This is a genomic window from Isoptericola sp. Y581 (assembly GCF_059445475.1).
In genome coordinates this window covers 446068-462385 of sequence record NZ_JCAIUK010000001.1, presented here as the reverse complement: position 1 = coordinate 462385, position 16318 = coordinate 446068, and the positions used below count along the sequence as shown (strand labels likewise).

The window sequence follows — 16318 nt, the reverse complement described above, 5'->3', positions numbered from 1 at the left end:
TCTAGCGGCCGCCGCGGCGCCCGGGCCTCCCGCTGCTGCCCGGCCGGCCCGGGCGACCCGCCGGCCGCCCCCCGGGGCGGCCGGCGGCGCGACCGCGGCCGGCGCCATCCGTGCCGCGACCCCCGCCCTCGGACGCCTTGGCCTCCCGCTGCGCCTCGCGCCGCCGGGCCCGGCGGTCCTCGCGGCTGCCGCCGCCATCGTCCGGGGCGCCGCGCCCCCGCGAGCTGTTCGCCGTCCGCCCGCGGACGATGCCCACCATCTCCTCGACCAGGTCAGAGCCCCCGTCGACGGGCCAGGCGAGCCCGACGGGTGCCTCCGGACCGCCGTCGAGCACGCGATAGGTGACGTCCTTGCGGTGGTGCAGCCGCGCCAGCGACATCGGCACGATCGTCACACCGACACCTGAGGCGGCGAGCGCGATCGCGTCCGCGGCCGTGGCCGGCCGCTCGGGCTCCACGAGCCCGCCCGCGCCGTCGTCGTACGCCTCGGGCGCCCGCCCCGGTACCTCGGCGCCACCCTGGTAGAGGACGTCGTCTGCGGGCAGCCAGACCACGTCGTCCTCCAGGTCGGCGGCCGGCACGACCTCCTCCTCGGTGGCCGCCGCGAGCAGGTGGTCACGCGAGACCACCACCACGGGCAGCTCGGCGTAGAGCGGGATCGCGTGCAGCACGTCCTTGTCGACCGGCAGGCGCAGGATCGCCGCGTCGGCCCGCCCGTCGGTGAGCGCGGGGACCGCGTCGCCGGCCTCGACCTGCACCAGCTCCAGCCGGACGTCCGGCAGGCGGTCGCGCCACGTGCGCGCCCACCGGCCGGGGGTCACGCCGGTGACGTACGCGAGGCGGAAGGTCGCGGCGGCGCCAACGTCACCCACGTCGCCAACGCCACCCAGGTCACCCACGTCGCCCGCGTCGTCGGGGGTCGCCTCGGGGGCGTCGTCGGGGCCATCGGCCGGCTGCTCGCTCACGGGACCAGGCTACGTGGGCGTCGCGGGCGGCCCGCCGCGACTACCCTGGTACCCATGGCCGGAACCCCCTTCTCTCAGCAGGTCCTCAAGCCGACGAACGCGGCGAAGAAGCTCGGGGTGTACCTGCCCGCCACGCCGCCCGAGTTCCAGGAGCACGGCGTCACGCGAGCCGAGCTCGAGGAGCTCGAGACCAACCCGCCGGAGTGGCTCGCCGAGCTGCGCCGCAACGGCCCCCACCCGAGGCCCGTGGTCGCGGGGCGCCTGGGCGTCTCTATCGCCGGGCTTGCGCGCGGCGGCGTCAGCGAGGCGCTGACCACCGAGCAGATCAACGAGCTGCGCGACGACCCGCCGCAGTGGCTCCTCGACGAGCGCGCGACGGCGGCGAAGGTGCGCGAGGAAGAGGACCGCGTCAAGGCCCACGCTGCGGAGCAGGCCGAGCGCGAGGCGCGGCGGCGCACCAAGCACTGATCCGCCGACAGGACGCGAGTTCGGTCAGATGGTGCGAGTTCGGTCCGTACGCCGGCCGAACTGGAACCGAGTGACCGAACTCGCACGTCAGTCTCGCGCAGCCACCCGGTCCGTGTGCCCGAGGGCGAGGTCGGGCGCGACGGCGTCGCGGATCGCCTTCTTGAGCGCCGGGATCTCGGGGAACCCGCCCTGGGCGGCCCGGTCCCACAGCGGCACGGCGTCCCGACCGTCGCCCGGGCGGAGCTCTACCCGGAACACCCCGCCGGTGGCGGGCACCAGCGCGACCTCCCCGAGCCGGGTGCGGAAGGCCTGCAGCAACTCCTGCGCCACCCACGCGGCCCGCGTCAGCCACGGGCACTGCGCGCAGCAGGTGATCGCGACGCCGGCGGTCGTCAGGGAGACTGGTCGGGTGCACACCCCCGACCCTGGCCTCACCCCGGACCCCGCCACGCCGTCCGGCGACCTCGACGTCGTCCTCGACGCACTGATCCCGTGGCCGGACGACGGACACCGCGCCGACGGGCCCGTCGCCGTCGACGCCACGGACCGGCTGCTCCTCGACGAGGCCGGCCCCCTGCTCGCCGCAGCCGGGCCCGGCGACGTCGTCGTGCTCGGCGACCGGTTCGGCGCCCTCACCCTCGGTGCCCTCGCGCTGGGCGCGCCGGACGTGCGCACGCACGCGGACCTGGCGACCACGCAGGCCGCGATCGAGCACCAGCTGGCGGACGCCGAACTGCCGGACGTCGTCGACGCCCGGCGAGCCGGCGTCACCGTCAGCGACGCCCTGGGCGAGCAGCTGCTCTCCGGCGCCCGGCTCGTCCTGCTTCAGCTCCCGAAGTCCCTGGCGGAGCTCACGGAGATCGCGGAGCTCGTCGCGCGGTACGCAGCCGACGACGTCGTCGTCCTCGCGGGCGGACGCGTGAAGCACATGACGCGCGGGATGAACGACGTGCTCGCCGCGTCGTTCACCGACGTGCGCGCCACGCTGGCCCGGCAGAAGTCCCGGGCGCTGGTGGCGACGGGCGTGCGGCCCGGGCGACGCGACGCCCCGCTCACCTACCCCGCCACCGCCCGGCTCGCCGACCCCGAGCTCGCCGCCGCGGCGGGCGTGCCGCACCTGGACGTCGTCGCCCACGGCGGGGTCTTCGCCGGCACGGCGCTCGACCTGGGCACCCGCTTCCTGCTCACGACGGCGGACAAGTGGCCCGCCACGGACCGGGTCCGCGACGCCGTCGACCTGGGCTCCGGCTCCGGCCTGCTCGCCGTGGTGCTCGCCCACCGCTACCCGGCCGCCCGGGTGGTCGCCGTCGACAGCTCGGCCGCCGCCGTCGCCTCGACGCTCGCGACGGCGGCAGCGAACCGTGTCGGCGACCGGGTGGTCGCGCTGCGCGACGACGCCGGCGCCTCCCTCCCGGAGACCAGCGCCGACCTGATCCTGCTCAACCCGCCGTTCCACGACCGGGCCGCCGTGCGCTCCGACGCCGCGCACCGGATGTTCCGCGCGGCGGGCCGCGCCCTGCGCCCGGGCGGGGAGCTGTGGTGCGTCTTCAACACGGCCCGGCAGTACCGGCCCGCGCTCGCCCGCTCCGTCGGGCCCACCGTGCAGATCGCCCAGAACCCGAAGTTCACGGTGACCCGGTCCCGCCGGCGCTGAACGCTGGTTGAGCCTGTCGAAACCACGGGCCGGGTCTCGACAGGCTCAACCAGCGGCGGGTTCGACAGGCTCAACCAGCGGGAATCAGCGCACGTCGACGACGTCCACGACGAAGACGAGCGTGGCGCCGCCGGGGATGCCGGCCTGCGGCACGCCGCGCTGGCCGTAGCCGTGCTCGGACGGGATGGACAGCAGCACGCGGTCGCCCACGTTGCGACCCACGAGGCCCTTGTCCCAGCCGCCGATGACGGCGCCCACGCCGATCGGGAAGTCGATCGTCTCGCCACGGTCGTAGGAGTTGTCGAAGACGCCGCCGGCCCAGGTCTGGCCGAGGTAGTTGACGACGATGGTGCGGCCGGAGTCGACCACCGGGCCGGTGCCCTCCTCGAGCACCTGCACCTGCAGGCCGGCGGGCGCGTCGCCCTCCGGGAACGTGATCTCGGGCTTGTCGCCGAAGCTGCCGGTGGCGGCGGGAAGCGTGCTCACAGAGGTACCTCGAATTCGTCGGGAGCCGCCGGAGCTCCCGGCGGAGTGCGCGACAAGCCTACGCGGGCTGCCGAACGGTCTCCCGCACCGACTGCCGCACCGACGCCGCTGCCACGGCCCGCAGCGCCTCGAGCACCGAGACGACCGGCGGCGCGTCGGCGACGGCGTCCTGCACCAGCGCGTAGATCGACCGCACGGGAACGGGGCGCACCACCGGCACCGCGACCGTGCCGGGCGCCGGGTGCGCCGAACCGAGGGCCGGCAGCACCGTGATCCCGATGCCGGCCGCGACGAAGGCCACCGCGGTCCGGTAGTCGTGGGCTTCGACGGCGAACGTCGGCGCGAAGCCCGCTGCACGGCATGCCTCGAGGAGGTTGCGGCGGCACCAGCCGCGGGCGAAGTCGTTGTCGATCCACCGCTCGCCCACCAGCTCGACGAGCTCGATCTCCTCCCGACCTGCCAGCGGGTGCGACTCGGGGATCACGGCGACGTACGGGTCCTCCAGCAGGTGGTGGGCGGTGGTCCCCGCGCCCGGCGTGAAGTTCGGTTGCGCGACCGCCAGCTGCAGGTCGGCGCGACGGGACGGGTCCGTCGGGATCTCCTCGGTCAGCACGAGGTCGAGACGCACCCCGGGATAGAGGGTCGTGAACGTGCTGACCACCGACGGCAGCCAGGCCGCGCCGACGGACGCGAAGTAGGCGATGGAAAGGCTGCCCGAGCGCCCGGAACGCAGATCGGCGACGAACGTCTCCACCTCCCCCAGCCGCGCGAGCAGCCCGTCGGCCTGCGCGGCGAGCGCCTGGCCGGCGGCGGTGGGCCGCACGCCCCGGCCGTGCCGGGCGAGCAGCTGCAGGCCCGTCTCGCGCTGCAGCGCCGAGACGTGCTGGCTCACGGCGGAGGGTGTGTAGCCGAGGTTGGCGGCCGCGGCGGCGACGGAGCCGCTGGCCACGACCGAACGGAAGATGCGGAGGCGGTGGACGTCGAGCATGGACACGACACTACAGTGGGACTGAATGGTTCGGTAGGTATGTGAACTGGTGCTGACGATACCTCTCGGGAGACGATCGTCGTCATGACGACGACCACCCCCCTTGCGCCCGGCCGGCCCCGCAGCACCGGCGGGGCCCTGACCGTGGCCGCGATGGCCGTCACCGTGGTGCTCTGGGCCTCGGCCTTCGTCGGCGTGCGCGCCGTCGGGCACGACTTCGACGCCGGCGCGCTCACCCTCGGCCGCGTCGCGGTCGGCACCGTGGCGCTCACCCTCATGGTCCTGGCGGCGCGGGCCTACCGCCGCACGCCGGTGCGGCTGCCGCGGGGCCGGGTCCTGGTGCTCGTGCTCGTCTGGGGCGTCGCGTGGTTCGGCGGCTACAACCTCACGCTGAACGCCGCCGAGCAGCACCTCGACGCCGGCACCACCGCCCTGATCGTCAACATCTCGCCCATGCTGGTCGCGGTCCTCGCGGGGATCCTGCTCGGCGAGGGCTTCCCGCGCCGGCTGCTCGTGGGGATCGGTGTGGCGTTCACCGGTGTCCTCGTCATCGCGATCGCGACGCCGACCGGCCGCTTCGACGCCGTCGGCGTGGTGCTCGCCCTGGCCTCGGCGGTCCTGTACGCGGGCGCCGCCACCCTGCAGAAGCGCCTGCTGCCGCACCTCGACGCCCTCACCATGACCTGGATCGGCTGCCTCGCCGGCACCGTGGCGGCGCTGCCCTTCCTCCCCGCGCTGGTGACGCAGGTCGCCGTCGCGCCGACGTCGTCGATCCTGGGCATCGTCTACCTCGGGATCTTCCCGACGGCGATCGCCTTCTGCACCTGGGGCTACGCCCTGAGCCGCACGAGCGCCGGCCGCACGGCGTCCGCGACGTACGCCGCCCCGCCGCTCGTGGTCCTCATGTCCTGGGTGCTGCTCGACGAGGTCCCGACCGCGATCGTGCTCCTGGGCGGCGCGCTCGCGCTCGCAGGGGTCGCGGTCGCGACCCTTCCCCGACTTGTCAGGACCAGGACCACGATCCCCTGAACGTGGTCCTGACAACTCTCACCGCCCGCGAGTTGTCAGGTTCTAGAGCATGAATCCATGGTCCTGGTCCTGACAGCTCGCGGGTCAGAGGGCGGCGGCCTTGCGCTCCAGCACCCCGCGCTCGCGGGCGTTCCCGCACAGGCGAGCGGCCAGCTCCAGCTCGGCCCTCGCCTCCGAAGCCCGCCCGAGCCGCGCCAGCAGCTCCCCCCGCACGGACGGCAGCAGGTAGGAGCCGCGCAGCGCGTCGGTGGCGACCAGCTCGTCGACGAGCGGCAGGGCAGCGGCCGGGCCGTGCGCCATCGAGACCGCGACGGCGCGGTTGAGCTCGACGACAGGCGACGGCGCGACCCGGCCGAGCGCCTCGTAGAGCAGCACGATCCGGTCCCAGTCGGTCGCGGGGACGGACGACGCCATGTCGTGCTGCTCGGCGATCGCGGCCTGCAGCCCGTACGGCCCGAGGCCGCGCCCGACGGCGACCGCCCGCGCCAGGGCGGCCCGCCCGCGCGTGATGGCCGACCGGTCCCAGCGCCGGCGGTCCTGGTCCTCGAGAAGCACCGGCTCACCGTCCGGCCCGGTGCGGGCCGGGAAGCGGGCCGCCGTGAGCTCGAGCAGGGCCAACAGCCCCTGCGCCTCAGGCTCGTCGGGCATCAGCCGGCTCAGCACGCGCGCCAGCCGCACGGCCTCGGCCGCGAGGTCGGTGCGCATCCAGTCGTCGCCGCCCGACGCCGACGACCCCTCGGAGAAGATCACATAGAGGACGTTGAGCACGGAGCCGAGCCGCTCGGCCCGGTCCTCTGCCGCCGGCACCTCGAACGGGACGCGCGCGGCGGCGAGCGTCTTCTTGGCCCGCGTGATGCGCGCCTGCACGGTCGGCACCGGGATCAGGAACGCCTGCGCGACCTCCTCGCTCGTCAGGCCGCCCACGACCCGCAGGGTCAGCGCGACGCGCGCCTCCTTCGCCAGGACGGGGTGGCAGGCGACGAACAGCAGCGCGAGCCGGTCGTCGGGGATGCGGTCCGGGTCCCACAGCAGGTCGGGGCGCTCCTCGGCCGCCGCGCCCGAGACTCCCGGCCCGCCGGTGACCACGCCGCCCTCGTCCAGGTCCCGGGCGAGGGCGGCGTACCGCTCGTCGCGCCCGGCCCGGCGCCGGAACGCGTCGATCGCCCGGCGGCGGCCGGTCGCGAGCAGCCACGCGGTGGGGTCGCGCGGGATGCCGTCGCGCGGCCACGCGACCAGGGCCTCCGCGAGCGCCTCGGACGCGACGTCCTCGGCGAGGGCGAAGTCGTTCGTGTAGCGGGCGAGCGCGCCGACGATCCGGCTGGACTCGATGCGCCACACGGCCTCGACGGCACGACGCGAGGCCGCGCCGTCGGCGCGGCCTCCGTCGTCGGGGGTGGACCCGGTCACTCGGCGCGCTGCGCCTGCTGCTCGCGCCATCCCTCTTCCTTCTGGATCCACTCGTTGTCCTGCGGGAAGTCCTCGGCCCCGTGCACGCGGCGCACCTCGAGCTTGGTGCCCGGGCCGCTGAGCGGCGCCCGCTTGGCCCACTCGATGGCCTCCTCCTTGGACGCGACGTCGAGGATCCAGAAGCCGTTGAACAGCTCCTTCGTCTCGCCGTAGGGGCCGTCCGTGACGACCGGGTTCTCGGAGGAGAAGTCGACCACCGACCCCTCGGAGGCGTCCGACAGACCCTCGCCCGCCGCCAGCACGCCGGCGTTCATCATCGACTCGTTGTACTTGCCCATGTCCTCGATGACCTTGGTGAAGTCGATCTGCTCGTAGGCAGCCTGACCCTCGTCGGTGCCTCGCATGATCAGCATGTACTTGGCCATGGTCCTGCTCCTGTCGTGATCGCGGTCACCCTCGTGGTGACTTTCTCATCCCCAGGTCGAACGGGGAACCGCAGGATCGACACCCGTCCCGAACTTTGTTTGCGCCACCCCTTGACGCATCTAGCTAATGGGCTTAGCTTTGCGGCTATGGCTACTCAGCAGAGAACCTCGGTCCAGTACCTCCGCCTACCCGAGGGGCGCATCGCCTACACCGACTCGGGCGCCGGCCCACTCATCGTCGCCGTGCCCGGGATGGGGGATCTCCGCACCACCTTCGACGACCTCGTCCCGGAGCTCACCGGCGCCGGCTACCGCGTGGTCGTCACCGACCTGCGCGGCCACGGTGACTCCGACACCACGTTCTCCACTCACGGCGACGACGTCACGGGCACCGACCTCGTCGCGCTCGTCGAGCACCTGGACTCCGGCCCCGCCGTGCTGATGGGTAGCTCCGTGGGCGGTTCCGCCGCCGTGTGGGCCGCCGCCGAGCGGCCCGACCTGGTGCGCGGACTGGCGCTGCTCGCCCCGCACCTGCGCGAGCCCAACTCCCCCGCCCTGCTGCAGGTCTACCGCCTGCTGTACCGGGCGGCGTTCGCCCGGCCCTGGGGCGGCGCCGTCTGGGCCTGGCTCTACACGTCGATGTTCTCCAAGGGCCGTCGCTCGCCGCGCCACGCGCAACACGTCGCGGAGATCCGCCGCAGCATGGCCGACCCGGCGCACCTGCGCTCGTTCCGCCACCTCGCCGTCTCCCTCGACCATTCCGTCGTCGAACCGCAGGTGCCCCGCGTCCAGGCTCCCGCGCTCGTCGTCGTCGGCGAGCTCGACCCGGACTACAAGGACGCGGGCGCCGAGCTCGAACGCATGCGCGCCGCGCTCGACGCACGCTCCCTCTTCGTGCCCGGCGTCGGGCACTACACGCAGCACCAGGCGCCGGACGTCGTCGCGCCGGCGCTGCTCGACTTCCTCACGGGTCTCGACCCTTCGACAGACTCAGGGCGGCGCGCGCACGAGAACGGCACCGGCGAGGAGGAAACCCGTGCCTAGGGTCGGCCTTTCCCGCGATGCCGTGGTCCGCATCGCGCTGGGCCTGGTGGACGACGGCGGGCCGACCGGGCTCACCGACCTCACGCTCGCGAAGGTCGCCGCCACGGCCGGCGTCGCCACCCCGAGCCTCTACAAGCACGTGGGCTCGCTGGCGGCCCTGCGCCGGCACATCGCGGTGGTCGCCCTCGAGGAGATGGCGACCGCGACCGCCGCCGCGACGATCGGCCGCGCCGGCCCTGACGCCCTGCGCGGCCTCAGCCGGGCCTGGCGCGCCTACGCCCTCGAGCACCCCGGGCGGTACGCCGCCACGCAGATGGCCCCCGACCCGGACGCCCCCGACGAGGCCGAGCACCGCGCTGCCGGAGTCGGCGTGGTCACGCTCGTCGCGGCGACGCTGCGGGGTTTCGGGCTGCCGCAGGAGCGCACGATCGACGCGGTGCGGACCGTCCGCGCCGGCATCCACGGCTTCGTCACGCTCGAGCTCGCCGACGGGTTCCGCCTGCCCGAGGACCTCGACCGCAGCTTCGACGTGCTGGTCGACATGCTCGTCGCCGGTGTCACCGCCCTGGGCAACGCCTCGCCCACTCTCCCCAAGGAGCGACCATGACCGTCCCCATCACGCCGGCCGTCACCACGGCCGGCCCGTCCACTCCCCCCGGACCGGCCGACCTTCGCCGCACCGCCCGCTGGACCGCCGTCGGCGCCGCCGCCGCAGGCGTCCTGCTCCTGCTGTTCCCGGTGCTACGCCCCTGGCCCGACGAGTCCGTCGCGAGCCTCGCGCTCGCCGAAGGGTTCGCGTCCGACCGCTGGGTCCTCGCGCACCTGTGCGGCATCGCCGGGCTCGGGCTGCTCGCACCCACCTTCCTCGGTCTGCGCGCGGTGCTGCGCGGCCGCCCGACGACCCGTGGCCGGGCCGCGACGGCGGCCGTCGTGACCGCCTGGGCGGGCGCGGGCCTGTGCGCCCTCTACTACGGCGCGGAGATCTTCGGCATCCGCACGATCGCACAGGCCGCGCTGCGCACGGGCGACGCCGCCCTGCTCGCCGACGTCGACGTGCTGCGCGAGCAGCCCGCGGCCATGGCGCTGTTCGGCGTCGGGCTGGCCCTCGTCGCCGCATCGGGCGTGCTGATGGCGGTCGCCCTGTGGCGGGCCGGCCCGCTCGGCCGGTGGGCGGGCGTCGTGCTGGCCGCCGGCCTCGTGCTGTACCTGCCGCAGTTCTTCGGCTCCCCGGCCGTCCGCGTCGCGCACGGCGTGCTGGTCGCGGCCGGCCTGCTCCTCGTGGCGTGGACGGTCGCGCGGGTCGTCGCCGCGCCCGGGAGGACGACGACGGCCGGCCACCCCGCAGGATGACCGGCCGTGCGCTCCTGGATCGCCCTGGGCGTTACTCGCCGCCCCGGAGGATCGCCAGCAGGCGCAGGATCTCCAGGTACAGCCAGACGAGCGTGACGATCAGGCCGAAGGCGGCCGACCAGGCGAACTTGGCCGGGACGCCCTGCTCGACGCCGCGCTTGATGGAGTCGAAGTCCATGATCAGCGACATCGCGGCGAGACCGACCGCGACCAGGCCGACGACGATGCCGATCGGGCCGGAGCGCAGCCCCCAGCCATCCAGCACACCGGTCCACGTGAGGACCACGTTGATGAGCGAGAACGCCAGGTAGCCGACCATCGCGACGAGCAGCCAGCGCGTGAACTTCGGCGTGACACGCACCTTGCCGGACTTGAACAGGAACAGCGCGGCGGCGAAGGTCGCCATCGTCGCGACGACGGCCTGCAGCACGATCGGCGCCAGCGGCTCACCCGAGCTGCCGACGGCGATCTGCGCGAACACGATGCTGATCCCGCCGAGGAATACGCCCTCGGCGACGGTGTACGCGACGATGAGCGCCGGGCTCGGGCTCTTCTTGAACGCGTTGACCAGGCCGAGCACGAGGCCGGCGATCATGCCGATCGGCCACAGGGTCGGCGCGAAGTTCCACGTGGCCACCGCGACGACGACGAGCAGCGCGAGCAGCCCGCCGGTCTTGATGATCACGTCGTCGTAGGTGAGGCGCTTGGTGTCGGCCGTCGTGGCCGACGGTGCGCCGTACATGGACTCGAGCGACGTGGCGTCGGCGGCCGGCGCCGCGGTGCCGGCACCGTAAGCGACCTGCCCGTACTGCGGCTGCGGCGGCGCGGTGGCCGCGCTTCCGCGGCGCGCGCCGTTGCGGCGCGGCTCGCCGAAGACGGCGCTGTTCGAGAAGACGGGGTTGCTCATGAACTCCTCCTGGTCGCGGCTGCCGGGTCCCCGCCGACAGGGCGTCGGCGGACAGGGCCGGGTCGCTGGCCGTGCGTGCGATCCATCGTAGGCAACGCACGGCCCCCGCGATACGTTCCCGCGGAGAGCGCCGCCCGCAGCGCCAGGTCGAGGTCGTCGGATCGCATGGCCGCATGATCGTCCTTCCGCACGGATCACCCGCCCAGATCACCCGCCCGCTGCCCGTGACGTGGCCGTGACCGGCACGTAGGCTCGGGAACGACCCGTGCTCCCGCGACGACGGCACCCCGAGGGGCGACATGATCGAAGCACACGGCCTGACCAAGCGATACGGATCCAAGCTCGCGGTGGACGACGTGACGTTCACCGTGCAACCGGGCGTGGTCACGGGCTTCCTCGGCCCCAACGGGGCAGGCAAGTCCACCACCATGCGGATGATCGTGGGCCTCGACCGCCCGACGGCGGGCAGCGTCACCGTCAACGGGCGCCCGTACGCCCGGCACGCGGAGCCGCTGGCCGAGGTGGGCGCCCTGCTCGAGGCGAAGGCGGCGCACCCCGGCCGCACCGCACGCCAGCACCTGCAGGCGCTGGCGGCCACCCACGGCATCGCGACCTCGCGCGTGGACGAGGTCATCGAGCTGACCGGGCTCGCCCCGGTCGCCCGCAAGCGGGTGGGGGGCTTCTCCCTCGGCATGGGGCAGCGCCTCGGCGTCGCGGTCGCGCTGCTCGGCGACCCGCGCACGCTCATCCTCGACGAGCCCGTCAACGGCCTCGACCCCGAGGGCGTGCTGTGGGTGCGCAACCTCGCCCGGTACCTCGCCGGCCAGGGGCGCACCGTGTTCTTGTCCAGCCACCTCATGAGCGAGGTCGCGCTCACCGCCGACCACGTGATCGTCATCGGCCGGGGTCGCATCCTCGCCGACACCTCGGTGCAGGAGCTGCTCGACGGCGCGTCGCGCCGCACGGTGCGCGTGCGCTCGCCGCAGGCGGCCGACCTCGCCGAGGCGCTGCGGCGCGACGGGACGGTCGAGGTGACACCGGGCGACGACGGCGTGCTCGAGGTCGCCGGCCTGGAGGCGGCGCGCGTCGGCGAGGCGGCGGCCGCGGCCGGCATCGTCCTGCACGAGCTCACGCCGCAGGCGTCCACGCTGGAGGAGGCCTACATGGAGCTGACCGCCGACTCCGTCGAGTACCACGCGGAGGACGTCGCGGCCGCGTCGGGGCCGCCGCCGAGCGCCCCGCCGGAGGCCCCGCCGGCGCCGGACGCCGGGGCGAGCCAGGGAGAGGCCCGATGACCGCCGCGACCCGCACGACCTCCGCGCCCGACACCAGGCCGCCGACGGTCACCGTGCACCGGGTGACCTTCGCTCGCGTGCTGCGGTCCGAGTGGATCAAGTTCCGCACCCTGCGCTCCACGGTGTGGACGGTGATCATCACCGTGGTGGTGATGGTCGGGTTCGCTCTGATGATGGCCGCGATCATGCGGGTGTCGGCCGACAACGCCGAGATGTCCGAAGGGATGAACAGCGACCCCGGGTTCCAGTCCCTGGGGATGACCGGCACGACGGTGATCACGCTGGGCTACTCGTTCGGGCAGCTCGCCGTCGCCGTGCTCGCGGCGCTCGTCGTGACGAACGAGTACTCGACCGGGATGATCCGGTCCACCTTCGCCGCCGTCCCGAAGCGGCTGCCCGCGCTGTGGGCCAAGCTCGTCGTCGTCGTGCTGGCCACCGTCGTGGTCGTGGCGGTGGCCCTGGCGGCCGCCTACCTCGTGACGCTGCCGATCCTCGACGCCGCGAACCTGTCGGTGGACCTGTCCGACAGCGAGCAGCTGCGCGCGCTTCTCGGGTGCGTGCTCTACCTCGCGACCGTCGCGGCGTTCTCGCTGGCGGTCGGCACCCTGCTGCGGCACTCCGCCGGGGCGATATTCACCCTGGTCGCGATCTTCTTCGTGCTCCCGATCATCTTCAACATCGTCGTCGCCGCCTCGGATGCCGCCTGGACGGACTGGGTCAACAAGCTGCTGCCCAGCGTCGCCGGCGAGCGGATCATCTCGACGGGCCCGTCGTCCGACACCCTGCTCGACCCCTGGGTCGGCTACGCCGTTCTCGCCGGCTACACGGTCGTGCTGCTCGTGGCGGCGGCGATCACGCTGAAGCGCCGGGACGCCTGAAGCGGTTCGGACCCGCTGGTTGAGCCTGTCGACCGGGTTTCGACAGGCTCGACCAGCGGGTTTCGACAGGCTCGACCAGCGGGTTTCGACAGGCTCAAACCGCCGTGCCCGCCGCCTTCTCCTCGGCGAGCTTCGCCTGGATCGCAGCACGCTCGGCCTTGGCCGCGGCCCGATGGGCCGCCTTCTGCGCCCGGCGCTCGGCACGGATCGCGCGCTTGCCCGAGCGGCGCTCCTTGCGCCCCTCGATGAGCGAGTACAGGACGGGCACCACGAACAGCGTGAGCAGCGTCGAGGAGATGAGCCCGCCGATGACCACGAGCGCCAGCGGCTGGCTGATGAACGACCCGCCGCCCGTCAGGCCGATCGCCATCGGCGTCAGCGCGAAGATCGTCGCCAGCGCCGTCATGACGATGGGGCGCAGGCGCTTGCGGGCGCCCTCGCGCACGGCCTCCTCGAGCGACCGGGGGTGCTCCCTCGACGGGTCCCGGTACTGGTTGATGAGGTCGATGAGCACGATGGCGTTCGACACGACGATGCCGACCAGCATCAGCACGCCGATGAGCGCCGGGACGCCCAGCGGGGTGTTCGTGGCGAGCAGGGCCAGCAGCGCGCCCGTGGCCGAGAACGGCACCGACACCAGCAGGATCAGCGGCTGCACCAGCGACCCGAACGTCGCGACCATCACCAGGAAGACGATGGCGATCGCGGCCACCAGCGCCAGGCCGAGGTCGGCGAAGGCGTCCGCCTGGTCCGCGGCGACACCGCCGATCTCGACCGTGGCGCCCGCGGGCAGGTCCAGGTCGTCGGTCGCGGCGGTGACGTCGGCGCTGAGCGTGCCGACGTCCTGCGTCTCCGGGGTCACGGAGACGGTCGCCGAGCGCTCGCCGTCGGTGCGGGAGATCGACGTGGGCACGTCCACCTTCTCGACCGTCGCCACGTCCGTGAGCGGCACCGTGCCGGCCGCCGTGGGGAGCTCGAGGTCCTCGATCTCGCCCAGCGTGGCCGGGGCGTCGCCGGTCTTCACGACGACGTCGATCGGGCCGTCACCGAGGTCCACCTCGCCGGCGGTCTGCTCCGGGCCCATGGCCCCCGCGACGATGCCGGAGACCTGGGTCTCGGTGAGCCCGGCCGCGGCCGCCTTCTCGCGGTCCACGTCCACCTGCACCGCCTGCTGCGCGGCGGAGAGGTCGTTGGACACCTCGGCCACGCCGTCCAGGTCGGACACCGCGTCGGTGACCTGCTGGGCCGCGGCCTCGAGGTCGTCGCCGTCCTGCGACTGCACCACCAGGTCCACGGTGCTGGAGCCGAAGCCGGAGTCGCCTCCGGAGACGCTGACGTCGGTCGTGACGCCGCCGGTCAGCGGCTCGACCGCGTCGCGGATCTCCTCCTGCGCGGCCGCGCCGTCGGCGTCCGGGTCGAGGGTGATCGCGAACGTCGCCTGCGGCGCGGAGCCGCCGCCCATGAACGCCGCCTGCGCGGCGTCGCCCGTGCCGACGGTGGTCTGGATGCTCTCGACGGCGTCCACCTCGGCCAGGGCGTCCTCGACGTCGGTCGCGGCGGCGTCCTGGGCCTCGAGCGCAGCGCCGGACTCGAAGGTCTGCGTCACGGTGACGGTGTCCTGGCCGGAGTCCCCGATGAAGTTGGTCTCCAGGCGCGGCACCAGCGCGAGCGTGCCACCCAGGACGACGACCGCCACGACGAGCGTCACCCACCGGTGGCGTAGCGACGCCGCGAGGGTGGGCACGTACGCCCGCTGCCACAGGCCGCGGCGCTCCTTGGCCTCGGCGGCCTCGCGGACGCGCTCGGCCTCGGCCGGGTCGGTGGCCACGGCGGGCGCCTTGACGAACCAGTACGCGAGCACGGGCACGATCGTCAGCGCCACGACCAGCGACGCGAGCATCGCGATCGCCACGGTCACCGCGAACGGCCGGAACAGCTCGCCCACCATGCCGCCGACCAGCGCGATCGGGAGGAAGACCGCGACCGTGCTCACGGTCGACGCGGTGATCGCGCCGCCCACCTCGCGCACGGCGGTGAGGATCGCCTCCTTCTTGTCCTCGCCATACGACAGGTGCCTCTTGATGTTCTCGATGACGACGATGGCGTCGTCGACGACGCGGCCGATCGAGATGGTGAGCGCGCCCAGCGTGAGGATGTTCAGCGTGTACCCGGTGGCGTTCATGACCACGAAGGTCACGGCCAGCGACAGCGGGATCGACACGGCCGACACCAACGTGGAGCGCAGGGAGACCAGGAACACGAGGATGACGATCACGGCGAAGAGCAGGCCGAGACCGCCCTCGGTGGCGAGGCCCTCGACCGACTCCTCGATGAACGGCGCCTGGTCGAAGACGACGGCGGTGGTGACGCCGGCGGCGTCGAGCTCCGGCTTCAGTTCGTCCAGCACGTCCTGGACCGCGTGGGAGACGTCGACCGTGTTGCCGTCCGGGGTCTTGGTGATGGCGACGCCGAGCGACGGCTCGCCGTCGAGCCTGGAGTGCGAGGTTGCCTCGACCGGGGCCACCTCGACGCTTGCGACGTCGGCGAGCTCTGTGGGCTCTGCGGGCTCGGGCGGGGCGGCCGTGCCGTCCCCGATCTCGCCGGTGGTGCCGCCGGTGGCGTCGCCACCGCCCGTCGTCACGCCCGCAGCGGGGTCGGCGACCAGCGGGAGCTGCTCGAGCTCCTTGACGCTGTCGATGCTGGACCCGGCCTGCACGGAGTACGTGACGTCGTCGTCGGTGATGGTCCCCGCAGGCAGCACGACGCCGTTGTCCTTCAGCACGGACGTGACGTCGTCGGTGGTCAGGCCTGCCGCCGCGAGCTTCTTCGTGTCGACGTCGACCAGCACCTGGTCCGTCTCGCCGCCCGTCACGGCCACCGAGCGCACGTCGTCGACGTCCTCGAGGGCCGGCACGACGACGTTCTCCACGGTTTCCGCGAGCGCCGCGGCGTCCAGGGAGTCGTCGGCTCCGGCGGCGGCGAGCTGGATGACGGGCAGGTCGTCCAGCGAGCCCGTGATCACCTGCGGCTCCACGTCCTGGGGTAGCTGCGACTGGGCACGGGTGACGGCCGTCTGGAGCCGCTGCGCGGCGGCGTCCATGTCGGTGCCGTACACGAACTGCACGGTGGTGACCGAGCTGCCCGTGGACGCGGTGGAGCCGACGGACTCGATGCCCTCGACGGACTCGGCGGCGGCCTCGAGCGGCTCGGTGACGCGCTGCTCCACCACCTCCGGCGAGGCACCGGGGTACACCGCGACGACGGCGCCGGCCGGGAGCTCCAGCGACGGGATGAGCTCCTGCTTGAGGGAACCCAGGCTCAGCACCCCGAAGACGAAGATCGCAATCGTCGCGAGGGCGACGACGGCACGGTTCGCCAGGGAAATGCGGGCAAGTCGGAACACACTCACTCCAGTCGGGGCGG

The 16318-nt window shown here is 73.7% G+C and carries 16 protein-coding genes; 8 read left to right on the top strand and 8 right to left on the bottom strand.

The window, feature by feature from the left end:
- Nucleotide 1: 1 nt before the first annotated feature.
- Nucleotides 2-964, bottom strand: a complete 963-nt coding sequence (locus tag AC1C2W_RS02145; protein ID WP_495412242.1) for a LysR substrate-binding domain-containing protein — start codon at nucleotides 962-964, stop codon at nucleotides 2-4.
- Nucleotides 965-1018: 54 nt separating this feature from the next.
- Between AC1C2W_RS02145 and AC1C2W_RS02140 the strand changes: the two genes are divergently transcribed.
- Nucleotides 1019-1432, top strand: a complete 414-nt coding sequence (locus tag AC1C2W_RS02140) for a DUF5997 family protein (RefSeq protein WP_495388014.1) — start codon at nucleotides 1019-1021, stop codon at nucleotides 1430-1432.
- Between the two features lie 87 nt (nucleotides 1433-1519).
- On the opposite strand, the gene AC1C2W_RS02135 is transcribed toward AC1C2W_RS02140, so the two are convergent.
- On the bottom strand, nucleotides 1520-1849 hold the full coding sequence (locus AC1C2W_RS02135) for an Rdx family protein (protein WP_495412241.1): 330 nt from the start codon (nucleotides 1847-1849) through the stop codon (nucleotides 1520-1522).
- On the opposite strand from AC1C2W_RS02135, the gene AC1C2W_RS02130 reads away from it, so the two are divergent.
- A complete protein-coding gene (locus AC1C2W_RS02130) occupies nucleotides 1842-3086 on the top strand; it encodes a class I SAM-dependent methyltransferase (protein ID WP_495388015.1) in 1245 nt (414 codons plus the stop codon). The two genes, AC1C2W_RS02135 and AC1C2W_RS02130, sit on opposite strands and share 8 nt — an antisense overlap.
- Before the next feature lie 84 nt (nucleotides 3087-3170).
- Here the strand turns inward: AC1C2W_RS02130 and AC1C2W_RS02125 are convergent, their stop codons facing one another.
- The gene (locus tag AC1C2W_RS02125) at nucleotides 3171-3572 is read right to left on the bottom strand and encodes an FKBP-type peptidyl-prolyl cis-trans isomerase (RefSeq protein ID WP_495412240.1); all 402 of its coding nucleotides are present in this window, start codon (nucleotides 3570-3572) and stop codon (nucleotides 3171-3173) included.
- Between the two features lie 58 nt (nucleotides 3573-3630).
- Entirely contained in the window at nucleotides 3631-4560 is a 930-nt protein-coding gene (locus AC1C2W_RS02120) for a LysR family transcriptional regulator (protein ID WP_495412239.1), read from the bottom strand.
- 84 nt (nucleotides 4561-4644) lie between these two features.
- On the opposite strand from AC1C2W_RS02120, the gene AC1C2W_RS02115 reads away from it, so the two are divergent.
- The gene (locus AC1C2W_RS02115; RefSeq protein WP_495412238.1) at nucleotides 4645-5589 is read left to right on the top strand and encodes a DMT family transporter; all 945 of its coding nucleotides are present in this window, start codon (nucleotides 4645-4647) and stop codon (nucleotides 5587-5589) included.
- Nucleotides 5590-5673: 84 nt separating this feature from the next.
- On the opposite strand, the gene AC1C2W_RS02110 is transcribed toward AC1C2W_RS02115, so the two are convergent.
- Both AC1C2W_RS02110 and AC1C2W_RS02105 read right to left on the bottom strand, forming a co-directional pair.
- Nucleotides 5674-7026 carry an RNA polymerase sigma factor gene (locus tag AC1C2W_RS02110; protein ID WP_495388019.1) on the bottom strand — a complete coding sequence of 451 codons (1353 nt, stop codon included), beginning with the start codon at nucleotides 7024-7026 and terminating at the stop codon, nucleotides 5674-5676.
- Nucleotides 6993-7421 carry a YciI family protein gene (locus AC1C2W_RS02105; RefSeq protein ID WP_495388020.1) on the bottom strand — a complete coding sequence of 143 codons (429 nt, stop codon included), beginning with the start codon at nucleotides 7419-7421 and terminating at the stop codon, nucleotides 6993-6995. Before AC1C2W_RS02105 ends, AC1C2W_RS02110 begins: the two co-directional genes overlap by 34 nt.
- Nucleotides 7422-7568: 147 nt before the next feature.
- On the opposite strand from AC1C2W_RS02105, the gene AC1C2W_RS02100 reads away from it, so the two are divergent.
- From AC1C2W_RS02100 to AC1C2W_RS02090, 3 genes are read left to right on the top strand one after another with little or no spacing between them, the layout of a single operon-like run.
- Nucleotides 7569-8465 (top strand): alpha/beta fold hydrolase, encoded by an 897-nt coding sequence (locus AC1C2W_RS02100; RefSeq protein ID WP_495412237.1) that lies wholly within the window; start codon nucleotides 7569-7571, stop codon nucleotides 8463-8465.
- Nucleotides 8458-9072: a TetR/AcrR family transcriptional regulator gene (locus tag AC1C2W_RS02095; RefSeq protein WP_495388022.1), complete on the top strand. Its 615-nt coding sequence runs from the start codon at nucleotides 8458-8460 to the stop codon at nucleotides 9070-9072. The genes AC1C2W_RS02100 and AC1C2W_RS02095 overlap by 8 nt, the downstream gene beginning before the upstream one ends.
- Nucleotides 9069-9815, top strand: a complete 747-nt coding sequence (locus AC1C2W_RS02090; RefSeq protein WP_495388023.1) for a hypothetical protein — start codon at nucleotides 9069-9071, stop codon at nucleotides 9813-9815. Before AC1C2W_RS02095 ends, AC1C2W_RS02090 begins: the two co-directional genes overlap by 4 nt.
- 31 nt (nucleotides 9816-9846) lie before the next feature.
- Here AC1C2W_RS02090 and AC1C2W_RS02085 read toward each other — a convergent pair whose 3' ends face one another.
- Nucleotides 9847-10722, bottom strand: a complete 876-nt coding sequence (locus AC1C2W_RS02085) for a Bax inhibitor-1/YccA family protein (RefSeq protein WP_495412236.1) — start codon at nucleotides 10720-10722, stop codon at nucleotides 9847-9849.
- Between the two features lie 299 nt (nucleotides 10723-11021).
- Between AC1C2W_RS02085 and AC1C2W_RS02080 the strand changes: the two genes are divergently transcribed.
- Nucleotides 11022-12017: an ABC transporter ATP-binding protein gene (locus AC1C2W_RS02080; protein ID WP_495412235.1), complete on the top strand. Its 996-nt coding sequence runs from the start codon at nucleotides 11022-11024 to the stop codon at nucleotides 12015-12017.
- Nucleotides 12014-12895: a DUF2705 family protein gene (locus tag AC1C2W_RS02075; protein ID WP_495388026.1), complete on the top strand. Its 882-nt coding sequence runs from the start codon at nucleotides 12014-12016 to the stop codon at nucleotides 12893-12895. Before AC1C2W_RS02080 ends, AC1C2W_RS02075 begins: the two co-directional genes overlap by 4 nt.
- Nucleotides 12896-12989: 94 nt before the next feature.
- Here AC1C2W_RS02075 and AC1C2W_RS02070 read toward each other — a convergent pair whose 3' ends face one another.
- Nucleotides 12990-16298: an efflux RND transporter permease subunit gene (locus tag AC1C2W_RS02070; RefSeq protein ID WP_495412234.1), complete on the bottom strand. Its 3309-nt coding sequence runs from the start codon at nucleotides 16296-16298 to the stop codon at nucleotides 12990-12992.
- Between the last annotated feature and the right edge of the window lie 20 nt (nucleotides 16299-16318).

Excerpts from the sequence above, each read along its gene's own strand:
- AC1C2W_RS02140 (WP_495388014.1), top strand. The coding sequence starts at position 1,019 with ATGGCCGGAACCCCCTTCTCTCAGCAGGTCCTCAAGCCGACGAACGCG.
- AC1C2W_RS02120 (WP_495412239.1), bottom strand. The coding sequence starts at position 4,560 with ATGCTCGACGTCCACCGCCTCCGCATCTTCCGTTCGGTCGTGGCCAGC.
- AC1C2W_RS02115 (WP_495412238.1), top strand. The coding sequence starts at position 4,645 with ATGACGACGACCACCCCCCTTGCGCCCGGCCGGCCCCGCAGCACCGGC.
- AC1C2W_RS02110 (WP_495388019.1), bottom strand. The coding sequence starts at position 7,026 with ATGGCGCGAGCAGCAGGCGCAGCGCGCCGAGTGACCGGGTCCACCCCC.
- AC1C2W_RS02105 (WP_495388020.1), bottom strand. The coding sequence starts at position 7,421 with ATGGCCAAGTACATGCTGATCATGCGAGGCACCGACGAGGGTCAGGCT.
- AC1C2W_RS02100 (WP_495412237.1), top strand. The coding sequence starts at position 7,569 with ATGGCTACTCAGCAGAGAACCTCGGTCCAGTACCTCCGCCTACCCGAG.
- AC1C2W_RS02090 (WP_495388023.1), top strand. The coding sequence starts at position 9,069 with ATGACCGTCCCCATCACGCCGGCCGTCACCACGGCCGGCCCGTCCACT.
- AC1C2W_RS02085 (WP_495412236.1), bottom strand. The coding sequence starts at position 10,722 with ATGAGCAACCCCGTCTTCTCGAACAGCGCCGTCTTCGGCGAGCCGCGC.
- AC1C2W_RS02080 (WP_495412235.1), top strand. The coding sequence starts at position 11,022 with ATGATCGAAGCACACGGCCTGACCAAGCGATACGGATCCAAGCTCGCG.
- AC1C2W_RS02075 (WP_495388026.1), top strand. The coding sequence starts at position 12,014 with ATGACCGCCGCGACCCGCACGACCTCCGCGCCCGACACCAGGCCGCCG.